Genomic DNA, 21,902 nt, shown 5'->3' with positions numbered 1-21,902 from the left:
AATACTGCGATGATCCTCATCTTCGTCGGCCTCTTCCTGGCCGGCGGAGTCATCTCCTTCTGGAAGCAGAAGCAGTCGAAGAGCGTCATCCTGGTGCTGGCCTTCGGCGCCGTGATGTGCCTGGCCTCCGGCCTCATGCGCCTGTAACACCCGCCGTAGAGAGACTGGACACCTGAACATGGGCAAGAACGTCGTCGTCCTCGACTACGGCTCCGGCAACCTCCGCTCCGCGCAGCGCGCCCTGGAGCGGACCGGGGCGGACGTCACGGTCAGCTCCGACTACGACACCGCGATGGCCGCGGACGGCCTGCTCGTCCCCGGCGTGGGCGCCTACGAGGCCTGCATGCGCGGGCTCAAGTCCGTCCGCGGGGACTGGATCATCGGCCGCCGGCTCGCCGGGGGCCGACCGGTCATGGGCATCTGCGTCGGCATGCAGATCCTCTTCGAGAAGGGGGTCGAGCACGGCGTGGAGACGGCCGGCTGCGACGAGTGGCCGGGCGTCGTCGAGCCGCTGGAGGCCCCCGTCGTCCCGCACATGGGCTGGAACACCGTGGACGTCCCCGAGGGCAGCCGGATGTTCGCCGGCCTCGACCCGGAGACCCGCTTCTACTTCGTGCACTCCTACGGGGTGCGGCACTGGGAGCTGGAGACCCACAGCGCGCGGATCAACCCGCCGCTGGTCACCTGGGCCACCCACGGGCAGCCGTTCGTCGCGGCCGTCGAGAACGGCCCGCTGTGGGCCACCCAGTTCCACCCCGAGAAGTCCGGCGACGCCGGCGCCGCCCTGCTGACCAACTGGGTCAACACCCTCTGACTTTCTGAGAGTTGGATCTCTGATGAGCCTCGAACTGCTGCCCGCCGTCGACGTCCGTGACGGCCAGGCCGTCCGCCTGGTCAAGGGCGCCTCCGGCACCGAGACCTCCTTCGGCGAGCCGCTCGCCGCCGCCCTCGCCTGGCAGAACGCCGGCGCCGAGTGGCTGCACCTGGTCGACCTCGACGCCGCCTTCGGCACCGGCAGCAACTACGAGCTGCTGCGCGAGGTCACCGGACAGCTGGACGTCAAGGTCGAGCTGTCCGGCGGCATCCGCGACGACGAGTCGCTCGCCCGCGCGCTCGCCACCGGCTGCACCCGGGTCAACCTCGGCACCGCCGCCCTGGAGGCCCCCGAGTGGGTCGCCAAGGCCATCGCCGAGCACGGCGACAAGATCGCCGTCGGCCTGGACGTGGTCGGCACCACCCTGCGCGGCCGCGGCTGGACCCGCGACGGCGGCCAGCTCTTCGACGTGCTGGCCCGGCTGAACGCGGAGGGCTGCGCCCGCTACGTCGTCACCGACGTCAACCGGGACGGCACCCTGACCGGCCCCAACCTCCAGCTGCTGCGCGACGTCTGCGCCGCGACCGACCGGCCCGTGGTCGCCTCCGGCGGCGTCTCCTCGCTCGACGACCTGCGCGCCATCGCCTCGCTCGTGGGCGAGGGTGTCGAGGGCGCCATCGTGGGCAAGGCACTCTACGAGCAGAAGTTCACCCTCGAAGAGGCCCTGGAGGCGGTTTCAGGATGACGGACGGTCGGATCGTACGCGGGCAGGTCGTAGCCGGTCGGGGCGAGGCCGGGCAGGTCGTGGCCGGTCGGGTCGTGGCCGGTCGGGTCGGCGGATTCTCCCCCTGGGAGGACGAGTTCGGCTACTCCCGGGCCGTCGCCGCGGGCGACCACGTGCACGTGGCCGGCTCCACCGCCTGGGTGGACGGCCGGATCGAGCACGAGGGCGACCCGTACCGGCAGACCCTCGCCGCGTTCGGCGTCGGGCTCACCGCCCTGGCCGCGTACGGTCTGACCACCGACGACGTGGTCCGCACCCGGATGTACATCACCCACGTCCGCGACGCCGAGGAGGTGGGCCGCGCCCACCGCGAACTCTTCGACGCCGCACGCCCGGTGGCCACCATGGTGGTGGTCGACGGGCTGATCGACTCCCGGATGCTGGTCGAGGTCGAACTCGACGCGTACCGGTCCGGACTGGCAAAGACCCTGGAAGCCCCGGAAATCCCGGACGCCCCGGAAGTTTCGGACGTCCCGGAAGCCTCGGAAGCCCTGGAAGTTGTGGAAGGCGAACAGCCGTGACCCTCGCAGTACGTGTCATCCCCTGCCTGGACGTGGACGCCGGGCGGGTGGTCAAGGGCGTCAACTTCCAGAACCTGCGCGACGCCGGCGACCCGGTCGAGATGGCCAAGCTCTACGACGCCGAAGGCGCCGACGAGCTGACCTTCCTCGACATCACCGCCTCCTCCGGCGACCGGGAGACCACCTACGACGTGGTCCGCCGCACCGCCGAACAGGTCTTCATCCCGCTCACGGTGGGCGGCGGCATCCGTGCCGTCGAGGACGTCGACAAGCTGCTGCGGGCCGGCGCCGACAAGGTCGGTGTCAACACCGCGGCCATCGCCCGGCCGGAGCTGGTCCGCGAGATCGCCCAGCGGTTCGGGCGGCAGGTCCTGGTGCTCTCGGTGGACGCCCGGCGCTGCCCGCCCGGGACGGAGACCGAGTCCGGCTTCGAGGTCACCACCCACGGCGGGCGGCAGGGCACCGGGCTCGACGCCGTCGCCTGGGCGGGCCGCGCCGCCGAACTGGGCGCCGGCGAGATCCTGCTCAACTCGATGGACGCCGACGGCACCAAGGACGGCTACGACCTGGAGCTGATCCGGGCCGTGCGCAAGAGCGTCTCGGTGCCGGTGATCGCCTCCGGCGGCGCGGGCAAGCTCGCGGACTTCGCGCCGGCCGTCGACGCGGGCGCGGACGCGGTGCTGGCCGCCAGCGTGTTCCACTTCGGGGACCTGCGGATCGGCGAGGTCAAGGGCGCGCTGCGGGAGGCCGGGCACCCGGTGCGGTGAGTTCTTCGCGGTGCTTGTTCGCGTTCGCGGTGCTTGTTCGCGTTCGCGTTCGCGTTCGTGAACAAGCACCGCGGCTGTTGTGCTCAGGCCTGGTACGTGGTGGTTCGCTCAGGCCTGGTTCGGGTCGCCCTTGATCAGGGCGAAGGGGGCGCCGTTCGGGTCCGCGACCCACGCGATCCGGCCGACGTTCTTCACGTTCTCGGGCCCCATCAGCACCGAGCCACCGGCCGCCGTCGCCTTGGCCACCCGCGCGTCCACGTCCGCGGTCGCGAAGTACGGCGTCCAGGCGGACGGCTGCGCCGGGGCCATGGTCGGCGCGATGCCGCCGAAGCTGGTCGCCTGCTGGTCGCCCTCGGCGGTGGAGACCACCCGGTAGCTCATGCCCGGCGACGGCTCGAAGTTCTCCACCCGCCAGCCGAACAGCTTCTCGTAGAAGGCGAAGGCGACGTCCGGGGCGGAGGTGTGCAGCTCGGCCCAGACCAGGGCGCCCTCCTCGGACACCGCGTCCAGCCCCTTGGTGCTCCCCGCCTGCCAGACGGCGAAATCGGCGCCCTGCGGGTCGGTGAGCGCGGCGAACCGGCCCTCCTGCATGACGTCCGACGGCGGCACCCGGACGCCGGCGCCGGCCTGCTCGGCCGCCTTGGCGGTGGCGTCCGCGTCGGCGGTGCGGAAGTACGTCGTCCACGCGGACCGCGCGCCCTGGTCGAGGTGGCCGATGGCGCCGACGGTCCTGCCGTCCAGCTGGACGAACCCGTAGCCGCCGGTCCCGGGGATCTCCAGGAACGTCCAGCCGAACACCTGGTTGTAGAACCCGGCGGTGGCGGGGATGTCCGGGCTGCCCAGGTCGATCCAGCAGGGCGAGCCGATGGGGAAGTCGGTGGTGAGCATGTGCGGGGTGCCCTTCGACGGAGGGACGGCCGGGCGTGCCCGGGTCGGACCCCGGCCACCTGCGAGTCTGCACCCGGGGTCTGACATCCGCAGCCGGGGGAGGCCGCCGGGGCCCGCTGTGAGCCGCGTCACTTCCCCGCCCGCCGTGCAGCAGCCGGCGGGCGGGCGCCGTCAAGAGGGTGGAAAAGACGGCGGCAGAGAGTGAGGCCACGGGTGAGGCTGCGCAGGGGCAGTCCCGGGATCGACTTCGTCGAGTTCGTGGAACAGCGTTCGGGCGCGCTGTTCCGCACGGCGTACGTGCTCACCGGCGACGCCCACACCGCGGAGGACCTCGTCCAGGAGGCACTGGAACGGGCCTGCCGACACTGGCGGCGGGTCGCGCGCGCCGAGGTGCCCGAGGCGTACGTGCGCCGGATCCTCGTGAACCTGGCAAACGACCGCTGGCGGCGCCTGCACCGCTCGGGCGAGCGCCCCGCGCCGGAGCCCGCCGTCGAACACCCCGACCCCCGCGACGCCTACCGGTCGGTGGAACTGCGCGCCGAACTCGTCGCGGCGCTGCACACCCTGCCGATGGGGATGCGCACCGTGGTCGTCCTGTACTACCTCCACGACCTGGGGGACCGGGAGATCGCGCAGACCCTCGACATCTCCCCGGGCGCCGTGCGCTCGCAACTCTCCCGCGGGCTCGCGAAACTGCGGGCCGCGCTGCCCAGGCAGGACGCCCCGTCCGCGTCGTCGACCCCGCGTGAAGGTGCGTGATGATCCGCTTCCCGCCCCAGGACCCCGTCCCCACCCCAGGCCCCGACCCCGACTCCGACTTCGACAAGGAACTCCTCGCCGCCATGACCGCGTTCGCCGACACCACCGCCACCCCCGTGATCGACGCCGCCGGAATCCGGCGCACGGTCCGCCGGCGCACCGCCCTCACCGGGGCCGCGGCCGTGGCGGCGGTGGCCGCCATCGCCACGGGCGCGGCCCTGCTCCTGCCCGGATCGCCGAGCGGCGGCGACCGCCCGGCCGGGACCGCGCCGGCCCCGGCCGTCCACTCCGCGCCCCCGTCCCCCTCCGCCTCCCCTTCCTCCCTTTCCGCGACCAAAGGCACCCCGTCCCCCGCCGCCCCGCCCGCACCCGGCACCACGACCGTGACCGTCCCCCCGCTCACCGGCCTGACCCGGGACGCCGCCACCCGGCTGCTCGACGCGGCCGGACTGCACTACGAGGTCCACGAACTCACCGACTGGAAGCTGCCCGCCGGCTCGGTCATCAACTCCGCGCCCCTGCCCGGGCACACCACGGCGACGGACACCCCCGTCCAGCTCTTCATCTCCAAGGGCCGCCCCGGAAGCTGACCGCCCACCCCGGCCGCGAGCGTGGCCTCTCGGCATGCCGAGAGGCCACACCGGCTTCCGCTGCTCTGCTACTTCGGAGGCAGCGGCAGGACGTGGCGGAGGGCTTCGAGGGCGTCGGGGTCGCCGTCGACGGTGAGGGTGGTCAGGGCGCCGCGGCCGTAGGTGAAGAGCACGAGTTCGGCGGGTTCGCCGGTGAGGCGGACGGTGGGGGAGCCGGCGGGGCCGACGGTGAGGGAACGGCCGTCGGGGTGGACGAGCGCCAGTCGGACGGGGGAGCGGCGGCCGGCCTCCAGGCGGGCGATCATGGGGAGACGGCGCCAGAGGGCCTCGGCGCGGCCGGGCGGGACCGGCTGCGGGGTCCAGTCGTCGGCCGCGCGCAGCACGTCCTCGGCGTGGACGAAGTACTCGACGGTGTTCGCCGCCTCGTCGGCGCCGGGCAGGGCGAACGGCGAGTAGACCGGAGGCCCGGCCCGGAACAGCCGCACCAGTTCCTCGTACGGCCGCTCGGCGTACCCGTCCTGCACCCGCCGCGTCCACCCGGCCAGCGCCCCGACCCGGATCCCCGCCGCCGCATCGGGCCGCCGCTCCCGGACCACCAGGTGCGCGGCCAGATCCCGGGTCGTCCACCCCTCACAGAGGGTGGGGGCGTTCGGCCCGGCAGCGGTGAGGAGTTGGGCGAGCCGGTGGCGTTCGGCGAGGGCATGGTTCGACATGGTGGAAGCCTATGGGCTCATCTGCCCACCGGGCCTGGTCGGTTGCGGCGCAGCGCCGACCCGTTCGGATGCGGGCCCTTCGAGTACCGCATGGAGCAGGTCTCGCAGTGCTCCTGGTACCGCCGGCTTCGCCCGGCCGGTGTGTCCCACCCGGCCCCCGGCCGGGCGGCCTGACCCGCGGCTCTGCCCTGGAGACCGGTTAGGGGGTCCGGCCGGCTCCTTCGATGAAGCCGGTCAGGCGCTGCGCGTAGGCGTCCGGATGGCTGAGGTGGGGGACGTGCCCGGCTCCCTCGAAGGTGTGGGTCTCGGCCTGCGGCAGGGCCGCGGAGAGCCGGGCGACGATCGCGGCGAACCAGGGCGGGCTCTGCGTCCCCTTCGTCAGCAGGGCGGGCCCGGTGTAGTGGGAGAGGCGGCCGAGGTCGAGGTTGGCCCACTGCGGGTCCGCCTGCTCGTCCGCGAAGGTGGGGGCGTTGGCGACGAAGGTCTCGCGGAGCTGTTCCGGCAGCCGGTCCCAGGCGCCGGGCCCCAGGGCGACCTCCTCCACGAACCGGCGTGCCCCCGCGAGGGTCCGGCCGGCCGTCAGGAGGGCGAGGACGGATTCGATCCTCTCCCCGGTGGCCGCCGTCAGCGGCAGCAGCCGGGGGTCGTCGGCGACGGTGCCCAGGAGCGGGGGCTCGTGGGCGACGAGGCCCCGGAAGAGCTCGGGCCGCCGGGCCGCCAGGCCGAGCGCGGTCGAGGCGCCGAAGGAGTTGCCCGCGACGTACGCCGGCGCGAACCCGAGGGTCTCGATCAGCGCGGCCAGGTCCTCCTCGTCCTCGAACCGGGACCCCTGCCCCGGCGGGCGTTCGCTGCGGCTGTGCCCCCGCCGGTCGTAGGCGAGGACCCGGAACTTCTGTGCGAGGGCGGGCAGGACCGGCGCCCAGCTGCCGTGGTCGCCCCACGAGCCGTGCACCAGGACCAGCGGCTCGCCGTCCCCGTCCACCTCGTAGAAGAGCTCGACGCCGTTCACCGCGACCCGTGGCATGCCGCCCTCCTCGCCCGCAGGCGGCGGTCGCCGCCGGGGCCATTGAGGCACCCCGGGCCCGGCCCCGCAACCGCGACGGGCCCGACACCACGCGCACGGCCGCCCCGCGCGATTGGGGCGGATCAAAGCCCTGACGGGACGGAAGCCCGAACCGAGACCACGGAGCCGTCGGTCGGGCGGCCGGCCGACTCCTCCCGGGTAGTGGTCGGGAGGGTGTCGCCGGGGCCGACGGGGTTCTGTATCGGGTGGGTATCAGGGAGCGCTTGGTTGTCCATCGAATGGGCGCGCCGGTCCGTGCGAAGGGGCGGACAGGGTGCGGGAGTACGGCGGCCCCCCTCGGTGGTCGGGCCGATCGCACCTGGGATGACCTGGGGTTTCGCGTAGGAGAGGGGGTGTGGGAATGGCGTCGCAGGTCCTGCCGCGCGCCGGGGGCGTGTTCGGTGCCTGCCGTATCGTCCCCTTGTGGCTGCCGTCCCGTGGGCAGTCGGCTGGTCACCGGACCGTTCGAACAGGAGCCATCCGCCCGTGTCATCTTCCGCCCCGGCTGGGGCTTCCTCGCGCCCGGTCCGCGTGCTGCTGGTGGAGGACGACGATCTGATGCGCCGGTCCTTCACGGTCGCGCTGGAACGTTACGGCTACGAGATGGCGGCCGCCGCCGACGGTCTGAGCGGGCTGGAGATCTTCCGTGACGGGAGTTTCGACCTGCTGATCCTCGACGTGATGTTGCCTGGGCTGGACGGGATCGGCCTGTGCAGGAGAGTCCGGGAGACCAGCCTGGTACCCGTCCTGATGATGTCCGCCCGTGGCGACGGGCTCGACGTCGTCGCCGGCCTGGAGGCCGGGGCGGACGACTACGTGGTCAAGCCCGTGGACACCTACGTGCTGGTCGCACGCATCCGCTCGTTGCTGCGGCGGGCCACCTACACGCCGTCCGCCGCCTCTCAGCCCGAGCGCGTCACTGCCGGGGCGCCGACCGTCGACGGGGAGGTGCTGGTGTTCGGGGATCTGCGCCTCGACACCGCCGGACTGGAGGTGGCCGTCGCCGGAGAACCGGTGGCGCTCACCCCGACCGAGCTGAAGCTGCTCCTGGAGTTCGCCGCACACCCGGGCGTGGTTCTGGAGCGGCACACCCTGCTGCGCAACGTCTGGGACTACGGCTGGGACGGCGACAGCCGGGTCGTGGACCTGTGCGTGCAGCGGCTGCGCAGGAAGCTGGGGCGGGAGCGGATCGAGACGGTCCGCGGCTTCGGCTACAAGTTCAGGCGCTGAGCCCGGTGCGCGGGTTCCGCCGGCCGCGGCCGGCCCGGGCGTCCCTGCGGTGGAAGATCGCCGCGCTGGCGGCGGCCACGGCCTGCCTGGTCGTGGCGGCGGTGGGCGTGCTCGTGCACCTGTGGACCGCCCGCGACATCCGGAGCCGGGCCGAGGCGCAGGCCTTCAACGCCGTGTACTCGGCCATGGACGTCTACCGACGCACCGGAACTCTGGCGGACGGAGCCGAACTCGACCCGGCCGAGCTGCCCGCCGAGCTGCGCCACCCGGCCGACGACGCCCGGCACACGGTCTACGACGGGCGGGTCGACGGACCCCTCGGGCCGAGCGTCTGGGCCGCCCAGCGAACCGCCGGCCCCGGCAGCCCGGTCCTCGCCGTCCGGGTCAACACGGGCCCGCAACTCTACGGACTGCACCGGCTCGACCTGACCATGACCGTCGCGTCGCTGGTCGCGCTCGCGGCGGCCACGCCTCTGGCCGTCTACGGCGCCGGGCTGGTCGCCCGTCGGCTGCGGCAGGTCTCCGAAACCGCGGTCCGGATCTCCGCCGGTGACCTCGATGCCCGGACCGGGCCCACCGGGGGCAACGACGAGGTCGCAGACATCGCGGCCACCGTCGACCTCATGGCCGACAGCCTCGGCCGGCGGCTGCGCACCGAGCGCCAGTTCACCGCGGACGTGGCTCACGAGCTGCGCACACCCGTCGGCGGCCTGCTGGCCACCGTCGACCTGCTGCCGCCCGGCGAGACCGAGGACCTGCTCCGCGCCAGGGTGCGCGACCTGCGCGCCCTGGTCGAGGACCTCCTCGAGATCTCCCGCCTGGACGCCGGGGCCGAGCAGCCGGTCCGCGCCCGGGTTCCGCTCGGCGAGGTCGTCGCCGATGCCGTGGCGCGCACCGGCCTCGACGCCGAGGTCACCGTCGCCGCCGCGCACGGCCCGGAGGACGCGCACCGCTCGGAGGACGCGACGACCGTGGAGACCGACCCGCGCCGCCTGGAACGGATCGTCAGCAACCTCGTCGTCAACGCCCACCGCCACGGACGGGCCCCGGTGCGGGTCACCGTCGAGGGCCGCACCGTCGTGGTGCGCGACCACGGCCTCGGCTTCCCGGCGGACCTGCTGCTCCACGGCCCGCGTCGCTTCCACAGCGGCGCCGCCGGGCGCGGTTCGGGCCACGGCCTGGGCCTGACCATTGCCCTCGGACAGGCTCGGCTGCTCGGCGCCGAGCTTCGCCTGGACAACGCCCCGGACGGTGGGGCCGTCGCCACTCTGCGCCTGCCGGCCTGACCGCCCGGCTCCGCGGAACCGCTACGAAGCGGAGCGGACGCCGATACACGCCGGCGCGGGTCCCGATACGTCGCCCGGACACCCTTCGAAGTGCACCGTCCGCACCGAAGAGGAGTCCCCGTGACCACCGTCCCCCTCACCCCGTACCCGCCGAACCCGGCCCCCGGGATCGCGGCCGCCACCACCGACCTGACGAAGGTCTACGGCAGCGGCGACACCCGGGTCGTGGCCCTGGACCGGGTCAGCATCGGCTTCCGGGAGAGCGAGTTCACCGCGATCATGGGCCCCTCCGGCTGCGGCAAGTCCACTCTGATGCACTGCGCCGCCGGGCTCGACACCCCCACCTCCGGCGGCGTCCGCATCGGCACCACCGAGCTGGGCTCCTTGCGCGACCGGCCGCTGACCCGGCTGCGCCGCGACCGGATCGGCTTCGTCTTCCAGGCGTTCAACCTGCTGCCGACGCTGACCGCGCTGGAGAACATCACGCTGCCGCTGAGCATCGCCGGCCGCCACCCCGACCGGCAGTGGCTGGACCGCGTGGTCTCCATGGTCGGCCTCTCCGGGCGCCTCGACCACCGGCCCGCGCAGCTGTCCGGCGGTCAGCAGCAGCGCGTCGCGGTCGCCCGCGCCCTCGCTTCGCGGCCCGCGATCGTCTTCGGCGACGAGCCCACCGGCAACCTCGACTCCCGCTCCGGTGCCGAGGTCCTCGGCTTCCTGCGCGACTCGGTGCGCGAACTCGGCCAGACCGTGGTCATGGTCACCCACGACCCCGTCGCCGCCGGCTACGCCGACCGCGTGGTGTTCCTCTCCGACGGACGGCTTGTCGACGAGATGACCCGCCCCACCCCGGAGCGGGTCCTCGACGTCATGAAGCGCTTCGACACCCGCGCCCGCACCAGCTGACCCGCGCCCGCACATCCCCGTCGCCCCACGCCCCGTCGCTCCCACGCCCCGCCGCTCCCATGCCCCGTCCCTCCCACGCCCCCGGAAGCCGAACCCATGCTGAGAACAGCCGTGCGCAACGTCCTGGCGCACAAGGCCCGACTGGCCATGACCGTCCTCGCGGTCTGCCTGGGTGTCGCATTCGCCAGCGGCACCCTCGTCTTCGCGGACTCGGCCGCGGCCGCCTACCGCGCCGCCGCGTCGAGGAACTTCGCCGACATCGCGGTCACCGTCACCGCACGACAGGCCCCGGCCGGGGCCGCCGCGGACCAGCCGGACAGCGTCCTCGACGAGGCGCTCGCCCGGCGACTGGCCGCCGTCCCCGGTGTCGCCGCCGTGCGGCCGTCCGTCGACGGTCAGGCCGCCCTGAACGCGGCGGACGGTACCCCGTTGCGGGTCAGGCCGGGCGCGAACCCGGCCGCCGCCTACGTACCCGGCCCCGACGGCGAGGACCGCCGCCACCCCCTCGCCGCAGGCCGTGCCCCGGCGGGCGGCGACGAGATCGCCGTGGACAGCGGCACCGCTGCCGCCGGGCACCTGCACATCGGTGACTCGGTCACGCTGGCCACCGACGGCCCGGCCATGACCATGCGGCTCGTCGGCGTCGTCACCACCACGGACACCCGGGTGCTCGCGGGCGGCACCCTCGTCCTGTTCGACCGGGCGACCGCCCAGCGACTGTTCGCCACTTCGGGCCACTACACCGCGATCGACCTGTCCGCCGCGGCCGGCACCGGCCAGTCCGAACTCGCCCGGCGGGTCGCCACCGTGCTCCCGCCCGACAGGGCCGAGGTCACCACCGCCGCCGCCCGGGCCGCCCAGCAGGCGGTCTACGTCGGCACCCTGACGCGGGGCTACCAGAAGATGCCGACGGTCTTCGCCGGAATCGCGCTGTTCATCGGGTCCTTCCTGGTCATCAACACCTTCACCATGCTCGTCACCCGGCGCACCAGGGAGATCGCGCTGCTCCGGGCGATCGGAGCCTCACGCCGTCAGGTGGTCCGGTCCGTCCTCGTGGAGGCCGTCCTGGTCGGGCTCGCCGCCTCGGCGGCCGGGTTCGTCCTCGGCCTCGGCATCGCCGCCGTCCTGCCCGGCCTGCTGAGCACCGGCGGGGACCTGCTGCCCGACGGCCCGCTGGTCATCGGCCCGCGCCCCGTCCTGGCGGCGCTCGGCGTCGGGGTGGGGGTCACCGTGCTCGCCGCCTGGCTGCCTGCTCGCAAGGCCGCACGCGTCGCGCCCGTCGAGGCGTTGCGTACGGCGCAGCAGCCGCCCGCCGGCCGGTTCCGCGTCCGCGCCGTCGCGGGGCTCGCCCTCCTCGCCCTGGGCGTCGGCCTGCTCGTCCCGCTCACCGGCGCGAAGGACGCCTCGGAGGGGAACCTGCGCGGCGCGATGCTCGGCTGCGGCGTCCTCGTCCTCGCCCTGATCGTGCTGGCGCCGCTACTCGTGGTCCCGGCGATCCGGCTGATCGGCCGCCTGACCGGCCGTTCCGGGATCACCGGTCACCTCGCACAGCAGAACGCGCTGCGCGACCCGCGGCGCACCGCCGCCACCGCCGCCACCCTGCTGGTCAGCACCGCGCTGGTGACCGGCCTCGCCGTCATCGGCAACTCCACCGGGCAGGCGCTCGACCGTCAGGCCGCGGCCGGCCTCGGCGCCGAATACGTGATCAGCACCCGCACCACCACGACCGGCGTCGACCCGGCCGCCGTCCAGCGAGTCGCCCACACCGCCGGGGTGCGGGCCGCGAGCGCCGTCGCGGACTCCGTCCTGTTCATCGGCGGCCGGGTCCGTGACATCTCCGGTGTCGACCCCGACTCCGTGGACGACGTCATGAGGCTCGACTTCCTCAGCGGCTCCGCGAAGGACCTCGGGCCCGGCCGGATCGCCGTCTCCAGCACCATCGCCCGGGAGAGCGGCCTGAGCACCGGCAGCCAGGTCGACGCCACCATCGGCCGGAGCCGGACCTTCGCCAAGTACACCGTCGTGGGCGTCTACCAGGACAATCCCACCGCCCACGACGCCCTCGGCGCCCGCGCCGAGGTGCAGCAGGACGGCTTCCTGCCGGACTCCGTCCAGCGGATCCTGGTCCGCACCGACCCCGGCTCGGTCTCCCCCGCCACCGAGGACCGGCTGCGTGCCGCCGTCGGCAACAACCCGCTGCTGAAGGTGCAGGACCGGCCCGCACTCGTCCGCGAGGCCGCGGGCACCATGGGCAACCTGCTGACCCTGATGTACGGGCTGCTCGCCATCGGCGTCGTGATCGCGGGGCTCGGCATCGTGAACACCCTGGCCATCTCGGTCGCCGAACGAACCCGCGAGATCGGTGTACTGCGCGCCATCGGCATGGACCGCGCGGGCGTCCGGCGGATGATCCGCCTGGAAGCGGTGACCGTCGCGGGCTTCGGCACCCTGCTCGGCCTGGCCGGCGGCCTGTTCGGCGCTTGGGCCGTCGGAGCGTTGGCCAACGGCGCGGTGAAGCAGTACTCCCTGGCGCTGCCCTGGGGGACCCTGCTCCTCGTCTGCCTGCTGTCCCTCGCGGTCGGCGCTCTCGCCGCCGCCGTACCGGCCCGCCGGGCAGCCGCCCTGAAGCCGCTCGAAGCCGTCGCGGAGGCGTGACCCCGGGCCCCGGCACGGCAATCGCGGAACGACGAAGGCCCCGGCCGGCGAACCGGTCGGGGCCTTCGTGAAGGCGGAGGATACGAGATTCGAACTCGTGAGGGGTTGCCCCCAACCTGGGGCCACCCGGCACCTCAGCTTCGAACCCCGCACCCGTGAACAGGTCGAAGCGATCACCGCCCGGTCCATCGACTCCGCGCGCGCCACCTCGCGCACCGAGTACTGCCTCGCCGTCACCCGGCGCGGCGAACACGAGCTGATCGGCTACGCGCGCCTGGCCACCGAGCCACAACAGGCCGCGACCATCGGGTTCGCCCTTCATTCGGCCGCGTGGGGCAAGGGCCTCGCCGCCTCGCCGTCCGGGCGAGGCAGCGAGGCGCGGGAAGCTTTTCTCTCGGGGATTCTTTGTTTCTTCCGACCCCTTCCCCTGCGTGGGAAGGGGTCGGAAGAAACAATTTTCTTTTATTTGAATTTTCTCTATCCAGGATAGGTTTCCTGTGGCGTCACTTCAGGGTGCAGCCGGTTGGCGAGCCGGTCTCGGATGGCGGGTCTACCGACCTTCAGGTCCCGGCGGGCCGCCCGTACGGGGCGAGTTTGGCGAAGCGGCTGCCAGGTGGGGGTCGGGTGGGCCATCCTCGTGGCCATGACCTCCGAGCAGCCGCCGTCCGCAGTCGGCTCCCGCCCGTCCCGCGGCCTGGTCCTCACCGTTGCCGCCGTGCTGGTCGTCCTGCTCGCGGTGGTGGCCACCGCGGTGCTGTGGCCGGACGACAAGAAGCCGGCCGCCGCGCCGCCGCCGCCCCCGCCGACTCCCACGGCCACCCAGACGCCGACACCCACCCCCACGCCCACGCCGCAGCCGCCGTACGCGTTCTTCCCGGTCGGCGCCTGCTTCGACCACCCGCAGCTGAGCCCGGTGATCACCAAGCCGGAGGAACGCCCCTGCGTAGGCGACCACGACGGCGAGGTGATCGCCGACCTCAAGCTCGCGGACGGGATCACCGGCGACATCCCGCTGGCGCTTGCCATGCGCGACGGCTGCAAGGAGGTCGAAGCCGCCGCCAAGGCCCGCCAGGGCGACGGAAAGACCTACTACGGCCGCCAGTTCGGCCCGGCGATGGCCAACTACCAGCAGGGCTGGCGTGACTACACCTGCACCCTGGCCGCCAGCAACAAGCAGGGCGGCCCCAAGCTCACCGGGCAGCTGCACCCGTAGCGGTTCCCGCGGGGGAGCGAGGCGGGTGCGGCGGGGCGGGCTGACACAATGGGGCGCATGTCCACCACACCCGCCGCTCCCGGCAGCACCGCCCTCGCCCCCGAGATCGCCGCGCGGCTCAAGCGCTCCGAGGACGGGCTGGTCCCGGCCATCGCCCAGCAGTACGACACCGGCGAGGTGCTGATGCTCGGGTGGATGGACGACGAGGCGCTGCACCGCACCCTCACCACAGGCCGCTGCACCTACTGGAGCCGCAGCCGCCGTGAGTACTGGGTGAAGGGCGACACCTCGGGCCACGTCCAGGCGGTCAAGTCGGTGGCCCTGGACTGCGACGGCGACACCCTGCTGGTCAGGGTCGACCAGAGCGGCGCGGCCTGCCACACCGGCGACCGCACCTGCTTCGACGCCGACGTGCTCCCGCTCTCCTGACCCCAGTCCACTCGAAGAACTCAAGAAGGTGCCGCCCGTCATGGATCTCGAAGCCTTCCGCAAGCTCGCCGTCGACACCCGGGTCATCCCGGTCACCCGCAGGCTCCTCGCGGACGGCCTCACCCCGATCGGCCTCTACCGCACCCTCGCCGAGGAGCGGCCCGGCACCTTCCTGCTGGAGTCCGCCGAGCAGGGCCGCAGCTGGTCGCGCTACTCCTTCGTCGGGGTGCGCAGCGCCGCCGCGCTGACCGTCGGCCCGGACGGCGGGGCCCGCTGGCTCGGCACCCCGCCGGTCGGCATCCCCACCGCGGGCGACCCGCTGGAGGTGCTGCGCGCCACCCTCCAGGCGCTGCACACCCCGCGGCTGGAGGACGACGGGCTGCCCCCGCTCACCGGCGGCCTGGTCGGCTACCTCGGCTACGACATCGTCCGCCGGCTGGAGAAGCTGCCCGACCTCAACCCGGACGACCTGGGCCTGCCCGAGCTGACCATGCTGCTCGCCACCGACCTCGCGGTGCTCGACCACGTCGACGGCACGGTGCTGCTGATCGCCAACGCCGTCAACCACAACGACCTGGCCAGCGGCGCGGACGAGGCCTGGGCGGACGCGGTGGCCCGGCTGGACGCGATGGAGGCCGAGCTGTCCAAGCCGGTCGACCCGGGCCTGGCCACCTTCACCCCGGCCGGCCCGGGCGAGGTGCACTCGCCGTTCGGCGGTGAGCCGTACCGGGCCGCGGTGGAGACGATCAAGGAGCGGATCCGGGCCGGCGAGGCCTTCCAGGTGGTGCCCTCGCAGCGCTTCGAGGCGCCCTGCCCGGCCTCCGCGCTGGACGTCTACCGGGTGCTGCGCACCACCAACCCCAGCCCGTACATGTACCTGTTCCGCTTCCCCGGGCCGGACGGCGGGGCCGAGGGCGGCTTCGACGTGGTCGGCTCCAGCCCGGAGGCGCTGGTCAAGGTCACCGACGGCGAGGCGATGCTGCACCCGATCGCCGGCACCCGGCACCGCGGCGACACCCCGCAGGAGGACGCGGAGCTGGCCGCCGAGCTGCTCGCCGACCCCAAGGAGCGGGCCGAGCACCTGATGCTGGTGGACCTCGGCCGCAACGACCTCGGCCGGGTCTGCGAGCCGGGCAGCGTCGAGGTGGTCGACTTCATGCACATCGAGCGCTACAGCCACGTGATGCACATCGTGTCGACGGTGACCGGCACGGTCGCCCCGGGGCGGACCGCCTTCGACGTGCTGACCGCCTGCTTCCCGGCCGGCACCCTCTCCGGCGCGCCCAAGCCGCGGGCGATGCGGATCATCGAGGAGCTGGAGCCCACCCGCCGCGGCCTGTACGGCGGCTGCGTCGGCTACCTGGACTTCGCCGGGGACTCGGACACCGCGATCGCGATCCGCACCGCGGTGCTGCGCGACGGCACCGCGTACGTGCAGGCTGGCGCGGGCGTGGTCGCCGACTCCGACCCCCACGGCGAGGACACCGAGTGCCGCAACAAGGCGGCCGCCGTGCTGCGGGCGGTCGCCACCGCCAATACGCTGCGGACGCCGGAACTGTCCTGACGTGTGAGGAGGCGGCCGGGATGCCCGAGGCGCCGTACGACGAGCTGCGCTGGGAGGCCGTTTTCGGGACGGCCTCCCAGATCCGGGAAGGGCTCGCGGGGGCGGGGCGGGTGCTGTCCGGGGTCCTGATCGACTTCCCGGCCGCGCACGGCCCGCTCGCCCCGGACCTGGTGGTGGTCGCCCCCGGCGCCGCCCGCACCGCCCGGGGCCGGTACGGGGCCGCGGACGCCGAGGCGGTGCTGGAGGTGGCGCACCCGGGCCGTGACCACGTCTTCGCGCGGGCCTGCGCGGAGAGCGGCGTGCCGCTGTACGTGGTGGTCGATCCGGCGGCGGCGGTCTGCACCGTGCACACCGCGCCGTCCCCCGAGGGGGTGTACCGGGAGGCGGAGCGGGTGCCGTTCGGCAACGACCTGTTCCTGCCGCTCGGCGGTCGCACGGTGGTGCTGCGGACGGACGGGTTCCCCACGCCGTAACCCGCCCCGCCCGCCGCCCGCCCGACGGCCCGTTCCCCACCCCGGGTACGGACCCCGGCGTCGGTCGGGGGATAGTGGACGGGTGACCGCTGAGCAGACCCCCGCCCCCGCCGCCCCCAGCCGCCGCACCCTCGGCATCATGCTGCTGCTGACCGTGCTGAGCGCCGTGCTGGTGCTGACCGCGGTCGGGCGGACCTGGGCCGAGGGCCGGGCCGGCGCCCTGGACGTGTCCGTCACCGGCGGCAGGATCTCCGAACTGCCCGGCGGGCTGGCCCTGGTGGGCCTCGCCGCGGCCGTCGCGGTGTTCGCGGTGCGCGGCGCCGGCCGGCTGGCGGTCGGCGCGCTGACCCTGCTGGCCGGGCTCGGCGCGGCCGCCGCCTCGGTGGCCGGGGCCGGCGACACCGCCGCGCTGGACGCCGAGGCCGCCCGCAAGCTGGCGCTGACCGGTTCGGCGGCCACCGAGGTCTCGCACACCGCCTGGCCCTGGGTCGCGCTGGTCGGCGGGGTCCTCCTGGCCCTGGCCGGACTGCTCACCCTGCGCTACGGCCGGGGCTGGCCGGCCATGGGCAGCCGCTACGAGGCGCCGACCCGCAAGGCCCCGGCGCGGACCGAGACGCCGGGCGACCTGTGGAAGGCCCTGGACCGGGGCGAGGACCCGACCGCGGTGTGAGCCGCGCGCACGTGACGCGGCCCGCGCGCATGTGACGCGATAGACCCGCCACCCGCTTTGGGCCGTCGGTGTGTGGCCCGGCACAATGGAACCCGTCAACCCGCCGGCGGCCCCGCAGGCCCGGCCGGGCCCCGAGAGCCAAGGAGCACCACTCAGATGGCAGCAGCAGCACACGGCCACACCACCGCCGCCTGGACCGGCGTCGTCATCTCCTTCGTCGGCTTCGGCGTCGCGGGCGTCGCCATGATCCTGCCGTCGGTTCTGCTCGTCTGGGTCGGCCTGGCGGTCATCCTGGCCGGCGGCGTGGTCGGCAAGGCCATGTCCCTCGCGGGCATGGGCAAGCAGCCCAGCGCCAACGTCTACAAGTCGGCCGAGGAGCAGCTCGCGGCCCGTGAGGCCCGCGCCGCCGTCGCCGCCTGACGACGGGCTCGTCGCACCACACGACCACACGTTTGTCGTACATCGGAACGGCGGGCGCGCCACGCCCGCCGTTTCGTCGTGTCCGGGCCCGACCCGGGCAGAATCGGGGCGTGAACGCCGCCCCCACCGCTTCCACCGCCTCCGCCCCGCCGCCCGTGCGGCGCCGGCTGAGCCCGCCGCTGACCGCGCTGGCGGCGGTGGCCGTCCCCGCCGCGTACGTCGCCGTGGTGGACCCGAACACCCCCGGGCACTACCCCGAGTGCCCGTTCCTGACCGCCACCGGCTGGTGGTGCCCCGGCTGCGGGGGGCTGCGCTGCGTCCACGCGCTGAGCCACGGGGACCTCACCGGCGCCCTGCACGACAACGCCGTCGTGGTCCTGCTGTTCGGCGTACTGGCGGTGCTGTGGCTGCGCTGGGGCTGGGCCGCGCTGACCGGCGGGCCGCCGCCCAGGATCACCGTCGGGGGCCGGCGGTGGGCGCTGATCGCCCTGCTGGTGCTGGTGTTCACAGTGGTGCGCAACTCGGGGGTCGGTGCCGGGCTGGCGCCGCCGCTGGTCTGACCGGGCCGCGCGACCGCCGCGTCCCGGCTGCCGTACCGCGGCCCCTGACCGTGGTCCTCGACCGCGCGGCCGCCGCTTCCCGTACGCCGTGACGCCACGTCCCGGCCACCGGTCGAGGCCGGCTCGGAGAGCGTCCGAAAACCGGTGCGAAGACCGTCCGAAAACCGGTGCACGCCCGGTGAAGCCGCAGCTGGGGACCGCCGGAGCGGGAGTCCGGTCCGCGAGACGCGGTTCGAACCGGTGCGCCCCCCGCCCCCGGGTGCCGATACCATCGAAGAGTCGGTGGGCTGTCGCCCGCCGGCTCACGCCGGCCAACTGGCAGAAAAGATGGGGGCTCCTGAGTGAGTGTGCTCGACTCGATCATCGAAGGGGTCCGCGAGGACCTCGCCGAGCGGCAGGCCCGGGTCTCCCTGGACGAGCTCAAGGCGCTGGCCGCCAAGGCTCCGGAGGCCAAGGACGGCGTCGCCGCCCTCCGGGGCGACGGGGTCCGGGTGATCTGCGAGGTGAAGCGCTCCAGCCCGTCCAAGGGCGCCCTGGCCTCGATCGCCGATCCGGCCGCCCTGGCGGTGGACTACGCGGCCGGCGGTGCCGCCGCGATCAGCGTGCTGACCGAGCAGCGCCGCTTCGGCGGTTCGCTGGCCGACCTGGACGCCGTCCGCGCCGCGGTGGACACCCCGCTGCTGCGCAAGGACTTCATCGTCACCGCCTACCAGCTGTGGGAGGCCCGTGCGCACGGCGCCGACCTCGCGCTGCTGATCGTCGCGGCCCTCGACCAGCCGGCCCTGGTGTCGCTGATCGAGCGCGCCGAGTCGATCGGCCTCACCCCGCTGGTCGAGGTGCACGACGAGGAGGAGATCAAGCGCGCGGTGGACGCCGGGGCCCGGATCATCGGCGTCAACGCCCGCAACCTGAAGACGCTCGAGGTGGACCGCAACACCTTCGAGAACGTCGCCCACGCCATCCCGGACGGCATCGTCAAGATCGCCGAGTCCGGTGTGCGCGGCCCGCTGGACGTGATCAACTACGCCAACCTCGGCGCCGACGCGGTGCTGGTCGGCGAGTCCCTGGTGACCGGCAAGGACCCGCGCGCCGCGGTCGCCGACCTGGTCGCCGCCGGGGCCCACCCCGCCGTCCGGCACAAGGACTGACCCCCACCCCATGAAGATCGCCGCCCGACTCGCCCCCGGTTGCCGCCCGCGCGGCTGCCGCGCGCCCGCACGCCGGGTGCTGGGGCGTCGGGTGCGGTACGTCATCGGGTGCGAGCCCGGGCAGGTGCCGGGACGGCGATGGCGCGTGACGTCCGGCTGAAGCCCAGCCGGGAAGACGTCGTTGTCGTCCATCTCCGTTCAAGGGAAACCACCATGTCCGAAAAGGACTACCTGCCCGGCGCCCAGGTGCCGGACGCGCGCGGCTACTTCGGCGCGTACGGCGGCCGCTTCATCCCCGAGGCGCTGGTCGCCGCAGTCGAGCAGGTCGCCGAGGAGTACGAGAAGGCCAAGACCGACCCGGCCTTCACCGCCGAGCTCGACGCGCTGCTCAAGGACTACACCGGGCGCCCGAGCCCGCTGACCGACGTGCACCGCTTCTCCGCCGAGGCGGGCGGCGCGCGCATCCTGCTCAAGCGCGAGGACCTCAACCACACCGGCTCGCACAAGATCAACAACGTGCTGGGCCAGGCGCTGCTCACCAAGCGGATGGGCAAGACCCGGATCATCGCCGAGACCGGCGCCGGCCAGCACGGCGTGGCCACCGCGACCGCCTGCGCGCTGTTCGGCTTCGACTGCACCATCTACATGGGTGAGGTCGACACCCAGCGCCAGGCGCTCAACGTCGCCCGGATGCGGATGCTCGGCGCCGAGGTGGTGGCCGTCAAGTCCGGCAGCCGGACGCTCAAGGACGCCATCAACGAGGCGTTCCGGGACTGGGTCGCCAACGTCGACTCCACCCACTACCTGTTCGGCACCGTCGCCGGGCCGCACCCCTTCCCGATGATGGTCCGGGACTTCCACCGGGTCATCGGCGTCGAGGCGCGGCAGCAGGTGCTCGACCGGACCGGCCGGCTGCCCGACGCGGTCGTGGCCTGCGTCGGCGGCGGCTCCAACGCGATGGGGATCTTCCACGAGTTCATCCCGGACGCCGGGGTGCGGCTGATCGGCTGCGAGGCGGCCGGCGAGGGCGCCGAGACGCCCCGGCACGCGGCCACCCTCACCAAGGGGGACCCGGGCGTGCTGCACGGCTCCCGGACGTACGTCCTCCAGGACGAGGACGGGCAGACCATCGAGTCGCACTCGATCTCGGCCGGGCTGGACTACCCGGGGGTCGGGCCGGAGCACGCCTGGCTGAAGGACACCGGGCGGGCCGAGTACCGTCCGGTCACCGACGACGCCGCGATGCAGGCGCTGCGGCTGCTGTCCCGCACCGAGGGGATCATCCCGGCCATCGAGAGCGCCCACGCGCTCGCCGGGGCGCTGGAGCTGGGGCGCGAGCTCGGGCCGGAGGCGACCATCCTGGTCTCGCTGTCGGGACGCGGGGACAAGGACATGCACACCGCGGCCGAGTACTTCGGGCTGTACGACGAGCCGGGGGCCGGGTCCGCCGGGCCGGCCGACTCCGCCGAGGGGGGTAAGTGATCATGGCTTCCAAGCTGAGCGACATCCTGGCCGCGGCCAAGGCCGAGGACCGGGCCGCGCTGATCGGCTACCTGCCGGCCGGCTTCCCGACCGTGGACGGCGGCATCCGGGCGGTCAACGCGCTGATCGAGGGCGGCTGCGACGTGGTCGAGGTCGGGCTGCCGCACTCCGACCCGGTGCTGGACGGCGCCGTCATCCAGACCGCCGACGACATCGCGCTGCGGGGCGGCGTGCGGATCAAGGACGTGCTGCGCACCGTCCAGGAGGTCGCCTCCGCGCACCCCGCGGCGGCGGTGCTGGTGATGACGTACTGGAACCCGGTCGACCGCTACGGGGTGGCGCGGTTCGCCGCCGACCTGGCGGCCGCGGGCGGGGCCGGCTGCATCCTGCCGGACCTGCCGGTGGAGGAGTCCGAGGAGTGGCGCAAGGCGGCGGACGAGCACGGTCTGGACACCGTGTTCGTGGTCGCCCCCAGCAGCAAGGACGCGCGGCTGGCGGAGGTCACGGCGGCGGGCAGCGGGTTCGTGTACGCGGCCGCGGTGATGGGCGTGACCGGGACGCGGTCGGCCGTCGGCTCGATGGCCGAGGACCTGGTCGCCCGGACCCGGGCCACCACCGACCTGCCCGTCTGCGTCGGGCTCGGGGTCTCGGACGCGGTGCAGGCGGCGGAGGTCGCCCGGTTCGCGGACGGGGTCATCGTGGGGTCGGCGTTCGTGAAGCGGATCCTGGCCGCGGGCGAGGACGAGGAAGCGGCGCTGGACGCGGTGCGGGCCCTGGCCGGGGAACTGGCCTCGGGCGTGCGGCGGAGCTGACGCGCGGTAGGACCATCAGGGCGGCGGGGGCCCCCCCCCCCCCCGGGGGGGGGGGGGGGGGGGGTGTGTGGGGGGGGTTGGGGGGGGGGGGCCCCCCCCCCCACGCCGGTGGCGGCGGTCAGCCGTTCCAGGAGGTTGACGGCGTCCAGCGAGTTGAA

The 21,902-nt window shown here is 74.0% G+C and carries 26 protein-coding genes; 23 read left to right on the top strand and 3 right to left on the bottom strand.

All coding sequences use genetic code 11. The features are described 5' to 3' along the window. Positions 1-9 precede the first annotated feature (9 nt). Genes ACFY4B_RS00310 through hisF form a run of 5 tightly spaced genes read left to right on the top strand, consistent with a single transcriptional unit; the run spans position 10 to position 2,886 of the window. Positions 10-147 carry a hypothetical protein gene (locus ACFY4B_RS00310; protein WP_049650367.1) on the top strand — a complete coding sequence of 46 codons (138 nt, stop codon included), beginning with the start codon at positions 10-12 and terminating at the stop codon, positions 145-147. A 31-nt stretch (positions 148-178) separates the two neighbouring features. Further along, on the top strand, positions 179-814 hold the full coding sequence (gene hisH, locus ACFY4B_RS00305) for an imidazole glycerol phosphate synthase subunit HisH (protein ID WP_049650366.1): 636 nt from the start codon (positions 179-181) through the stop codon (positions 812-814). A 19-nt stretch (positions 815-833) separates the two neighbouring features. Continuing rightward, the gene (gene priA, locus ACFY4B_RS00300; protein ID WP_107086387.1) at positions 834-1,559 is read left to right on the top strand and encodes a bifunctional 1-(5-phosphoribosyl)-5-((5-phosphoribosylamino)methylideneamino)imidazole-4-carboxamide isomerase/phosphoribosylanthranilate isomerase PriA; all 726 of its coding nucleotides are present in this window, start codon (positions 834-836) and stop codon (positions 1,557-1,559) included. Continuing rightward, complete coding sequence (locus ACFY4B_RS00295) at positions 1,556-2,119, top strand: RidA family protein (protein WP_380776779.1); 564 nt, start codon at positions 1,556-1,558, stop codon at positions 2,117-2,119. The genes priA and ACFY4B_RS00295 overlap by 4 nt, the downstream gene beginning before the upstream one ends. Further along, positions 2,116-2,886 (top strand): imidazole glycerol phosphate synthase subunit HisF, encoded by a 771-nt coding sequence (hisF, locus tag ACFY4B_RS00290; protein ID WP_049650364.1) that lies wholly within the window; start codon positions 2,116-2,118, stop codon positions 2,884-2,886. The genes ACFY4B_RS00295 and hisF overlap by 4 nt, the downstream gene beginning before the upstream one ends. 108 nt (positions 2,887-2,994) lie before the next feature. Here the strand turns inward: hisF and ACFY4B_RS00285 are convergent, their stop codons facing one another. After that, positions 2,995-3,774: a VOC family protein gene (locus ACFY4B_RS00285; RefSeq protein ID WP_375873978.1), complete on the bottom strand. Its 780-nt coding sequence runs from the start codon at positions 3,772-3,774 to the stop codon at positions 2,995-2,997. A gap of 219 nt (positions 3,775-3,993) precedes the next feature. Here ACFY4B_RS00285 and ACFY4B_RS00280 point away from each other — a divergent pair, with 219 nt between their 5' ends. Continuing rightward, positions 3,994-4,533 carry a SigE family RNA polymerase sigma factor gene (locus tag ACFY4B_RS00280; RefSeq protein ID WP_255357401.1) on the top strand — a complete coding sequence of 180 codons (540 nt, stop codon included), beginning with the start codon at positions 3,994-3,996 and terminating at the stop codon, positions 4,531-4,533. Further along, the gene (locus ACFY4B_RS00275; RefSeq protein WP_387966113.1) at positions 4,533-5,123 is read left to right on the top strand and encodes a PASTA domain-containing protein; all 591 of its coding nucleotides are present in this window, start codon (positions 4,533-4,535) and stop codon (positions 5,121-5,123) included. Before ACFY4B_RS00280 ends, ACFY4B_RS00275 begins: the two co-directional genes overlap by 1 nt. 68 nt (positions 5,124-5,191) lie before the next feature. On the opposite strand, the gene ACFY4B_RS00270 is transcribed toward ACFY4B_RS00275, so the two are convergent. Together ACFY4B_RS00270 and ACFY4B_RS00265 are read right to left on the bottom strand one after the other, a co-directional pair. Next, complete coding sequence (locus ACFY4B_RS00270) at positions 5,192-5,836, bottom strand: TIGR03085 family metal-binding protein (protein WP_387966112.1); 645 nt, start codon at positions 5,834-5,836, stop codon at positions 5,192-5,194. A 199-nt stretch (positions 5,837-6,035) separates the two neighbouring features. Continuing rightward, positions 6,036-6,860, bottom strand: coding sequence for an alpha/beta fold hydrolase (locus ACFY4B_RS00265; protein WP_387966111.1), 825 nt, complete (start codon positions 6,858-6,860; stop codon positions 6,036-6,038). A 597-nt stretch (positions 6,861-7,457) separates the two neighbouring features. Between ACFY4B_RS00265 and cseB the strand changes: the two genes are divergently transcribed. The 16 genes from cseB (at position 7,458) to trpA (ending at position 21,744) form a co-directional block, all read left to right on the top strand. Next, positions 7,458-8,129, top strand: a complete 672-nt coding sequence (cseB, locus tag ACFY4B_RS00260) for a two-component system response regulator CseB (RefSeq protein ID WP_387966298.1) — start codon at positions 7,458-7,460, stop codon at positions 8,127-8,129. A gap of 5 nt (positions 8,130-8,134) precedes the next feature. Next, the gene (locus ACFY4B_RS00255) at positions 8,135-9,415 is read left to right on the top strand and encodes an ATP-binding protein (RefSeq protein ID WP_387966110.1); all 1,281 of its coding nucleotides are present in this window, start codon (positions 8,135-8,137) and stop codon (positions 9,413-9,415) included. A 120-nt stretch (positions 9,416-9,535) separates the two neighbouring features. Further along, on the top strand, positions 9,536-10,318 hold the full coding sequence (locus tag ACFY4B_RS00250) for an ABC transporter ATP-binding protein (protein ID WP_387966109.1): 783 nt from the start codon (positions 9,536-9,538) through the stop codon (positions 10,316-10,318). A 96-nt stretch (positions 10,319-10,414) separates the two neighbouring features. After that, a complete protein-coding gene (locus ACFY4B_RS00245; protein ID WP_387966108.1) occupies positions 10,415-12,973 on the top strand; it encodes an ABC transporter permease in 2,559 nt (852 codons plus the stop codon). A 67-nt stretch (positions 12,974-13,040) separates the two neighbouring features. Beyond that, the gene (locus tag ACFY4B_RS00240; RefSeq protein ID WP_387966107.1) at positions 13,041-13,463 is read left to right on the top strand and encodes a GNAT family N-acetyltransferase; all 423 of its coding nucleotides are present in this window, start codon (positions 13,041-13,043) and stop codon (positions 13,461-13,463) included. A gap of 153 nt (positions 13,464-13,616) precedes the next feature. Then, positions 13,617-14,186 carry a hypothetical protein gene (locus ACFY4B_RS00235; protein ID WP_387966106.1) on the top strand — a complete coding sequence of 190 codons (570 nt, stop codon included), beginning with the start codon at positions 13,617-13,619 and terminating at the stop codon, positions 14,184-14,186. Positions 14,187-14,243: 57 nt separating this feature from the next. Then, complete coding sequence (gene hisI, locus ACFY4B_RS00230; RefSeq protein WP_074000946.1) at positions 14,244-14,615, top strand: phosphoribosyl-AMP cyclohydrolase; 372 nt, start codon at positions 14,244-14,246, stop codon at positions 14,613-14,615. A gap of 40 nt (positions 14,616-14,655) precedes the next feature. Next, positions 14,656-16,179, top strand: a complete 1,524-nt coding sequence (locus tag ACFY4B_RS00225) for an anthranilate synthase component I (protein ID WP_049650355.1) — start codon at positions 14,656-14,658, stop codon at positions 16,177-16,179. Positions 16,180-16,199: 20 nt separating this feature from the next. Beyond that, complete coding sequence (locus tag ACFY4B_RS00220; RefSeq protein ID WP_053111997.1) at positions 16,200-16,652, top strand: Uma2 family endonuclease; 453 nt, start codon at positions 16,200-16,202, stop codon at positions 16,650-16,652. An 82-nt stretch (positions 16,653-16,734) separates the two neighbouring features. Next, on the top strand, positions 16,735-17,322 hold the full coding sequence (locus ACFY4B_RS00215; RefSeq protein WP_387966105.1) for a TIGR02234 family membrane protein: 588 nt from the start codon (positions 16,735-16,737) through the stop codon (positions 17,320-17,322). Between the two features lie 156 nt (positions 17,323-17,478). Beyond that, positions 17,479-17,742 carry an HGxxPAAW family protein gene (locus ACFY4B_RS00210; protein ID WP_049651218.1) on the top strand — a complete coding sequence of 88 codons (264 nt, stop codon included), beginning with the start codon at positions 17,479-17,481 and terminating at the stop codon, positions 17,740-17,742. 110 nt (positions 17,743-17,852) lie between these two features. After that, entirely contained in the window at positions 17,853-18,302 is a 450-nt protein-coding gene (locus ACFY4B_RS00205; RefSeq protein WP_049651217.1) for a DUF2752 domain-containing protein, read from the top strand. Positions 18,303-18,643: 341 nt separating this feature from the next. Then, positions 18,644-19,450: an indole-3-glycerol phosphate synthase TrpC gene (gene trpC, locus ACFY4B_RS00200; RefSeq protein ID WP_049651216.1), complete on the top strand. Its 807-nt coding sequence runs from the start codon at positions 18,644-18,646 to the stop codon at positions 19,448-19,450. 10 nt (positions 19,451-19,460) lie between these two features. After that, a complete protein-coding gene (gene trpM, locus ACFY4B_RS00195) occupies positions 19,461-19,610 on the top strand; it encodes a tryptophan biosynthesis modulator TrpM (protein WP_188296911.1) in 150 nt (49 codons plus the stop codon). Between the two features lie 53 nt (positions 19,611-19,663). Then, entirely contained in the window at positions 19,664-20,932 is a 1,269-nt protein-coding gene (gene trpB, locus ACFY4B_RS00190) for a tryptophan synthase subunit beta (protein ID WP_074000949.1), read from the top strand. 2 nt (positions 20,933-20,934) lie between these two features. Further along, on the top strand, positions 20,935-21,744 hold the full coding sequence (trpA, locus tag ACFY4B_RS00185) for a tryptophan synthase subunit alpha (RefSeq protein WP_375873970.1): 810 nt from the start codon (positions 20,935-20,937) through the stop codon (positions 21,742-21,744). Positions 21,745-21,902: the final 158 nt, after the last annotated feature.

This window comes from Kitasatospora sp. NPDC001261, assembly GCF_042896795.1.
Taxonomy (GTDB): Bacteria; Actinomycetota; Actinomycetes; order Streptomycetales; family Streptomycetaceae; genus Kitasatospora.
Note: the sequence above shows the minus strand (reverse complement) of the source record. Positions and strands in the feature narration are given on the sequence as shown.

Bases quoted from the DNA above. Each gene is read 5' to 3' on its own strand.
- ACFY4B_RS00310 (WP_049650367.1), top strand. From the start codon at position 10: ATGATCCTCATCTTCGTCGGCCTCTTCCTGGCCGGCGGAGTCATCTCC.
- hisH (WP_049650366.1), top strand. From the start codon at position 179: ATGGGCAAGAACGTCGTCGTCCTCGACTACGGCTCCGGCAACCTCCGC.
- ACFY4B_RS00295 (WP_380776779.1), top strand. From the start codon at position 1,556: ATGACGGACGGTCGGATCGTACGCGGGCAGGTCGTAGCCGGTCGGGGC.
- ACFY4B_RS00285 (WP_375873978.1), bottom strand. From the start codon at position 3,774: ATGCTCACCACCGACTTCCCCATCGGCTCGCCCTGCTGGATCGACCTG.
- ACFY4B_RS00275 (WP_387966113.1), top strand. From the start codon at position 4,533: ATGATCCGCTTCCCGCCCCAGGACCCCGTCCCCACCCCAGGCCCCGAC.
- ACFY4B_RS00270 (WP_387966112.1), bottom strand. From the start codon at position 5,836: ATGTCGAACCATGCCCTCGCCGAACGCCACCGGCTCGCCCAACTCCTC.
- ACFY4B_RS00265 (WP_387966111.1), bottom strand. From the start codon at position 6,860: ATGCCACGGGTCGCGGTGAACGGCGTCGAGCTCTTCTACGAGGTGGAC.
- cseB (WP_387966298.1), top strand. From the start codon at position 7,458: ATGCGCCGGTCCTTCACGGTCGCGCTGGAACGTTACGGCTACGAGATG.
- ACFY4B_RS00245 (WP_387966108.1), top strand. From the start codon at position 10,415: ATGCTGAGAACAGCCGTGCGCAACGTCCTGGCGCACAAGGCCCGACTG.
- ACFY4B_RS00235 (WP_387966106.1), top strand. From the start codon at position 13,617: ATGACCTCCGAGCAGCCGCCGTCCGCAGTCGGCTCCCGCCCGTCCCGC.
- hisI (WP_074000946.1), top strand. From the start codon at position 14,244: ATGTCCACCACACCCGCCGCTCCCGGCAGCACCGCCCTCGCCCCCGAG.
- ACFY4B_RS00225 (WP_049650355.1), top strand. From the start codon at position 14,656: ATGGATCTCGAAGCCTTCCGCAAGCTCGCCGTCGACACCCGGGTCATC.
- ACFY4B_RS00220 (WP_053111997.1), top strand. From the start codon at position 16,200: ATGCCCGAGGCGCCGTACGACGAGCTGCGCTGGGAGGCCGTTTTCGGG.
- ACFY4B_RS00210 (WP_049651218.1), top strand. From the start codon at position 17,479: ATGGCAGCAGCAGCACACGGCCACACCACCGCCGCCTGGACCGGCGTC.
- trpM (WP_188296911.1), top strand. From the start codon at position 19,461: ATGAAGATCGCCGCCCGACTCGCCCCCGGTTGCCGCCCGCGCGGCTGC.
- trpB (WP_074000949.1), top strand. From the start codon at position 19,664: ATGTCCGAAAAGGACTACCTGCCCGGCGCCCAGGTGCCGGACGCGCGC.
- trpA (WP_375873970.1), top strand. From the start codon at position 20,935: ATGGCTTCCAAGCTGAGCGACATCCTGGCCGCGGCCAAGGCCGAGGAC.